Genomic DNA, 385 nt, shown 5'->3' on the forward strand with positions numbered 1-385 from the left:
TTGAACTTCCCTAATTAGTGTTGACCGGTTTTATATATTAATTTTCATTATCAAAAATAGTAAATACTGGCCTTTCCTTTGGGTTTAGAGCGGACCAATATTTCTCAAATTCATCAGGGTTTCTTTTTTGTAAATGATCGTGTGATCTTTTTTTGTTATAATTAGTCACAGCTCTTTTAGTTTGGTTTTTTAACTGGCAAAAGGTCTGCGGTCTCCAATGATCAAGATATTCTTCTTTTATGGTCCTGTTGATCCTTTCTGCATAAGCATTGTCCTGAGCACTTAAAGCCATGCTAATAATAGTTGTATTAGCTTTTAGCAAATCAATATAAGATTTATAAGTGTATTGGCTTCCCCTGTCAGAATGATGGATCTTCGGCGCTTG

The 385-nt window shown here is 34.3% G+C and carries 1 protein-coding gene; it reads right to left on the reverse strand.

The genetic code is table 11. The features are described from left to right. Nucleotides 1-37 precede the first annotated feature (37 nt). Nucleotides 38-385: integrase core domain-containing protein (locus RM541_RS17420; RefSeq protein WP_311501407.1), on the reverse strand; the 348-nt coding region annotated here is incomplete at its 5' end.

The organism is Autumnicola psychrophila, from assembly GCF_031846645.1.
GTDB lineage: Bacteria > Bacteroidota > Bacteroidia > Flavobacteriales > Flavobacteriaceae > Autumnicola > Autumnicola psychrophila.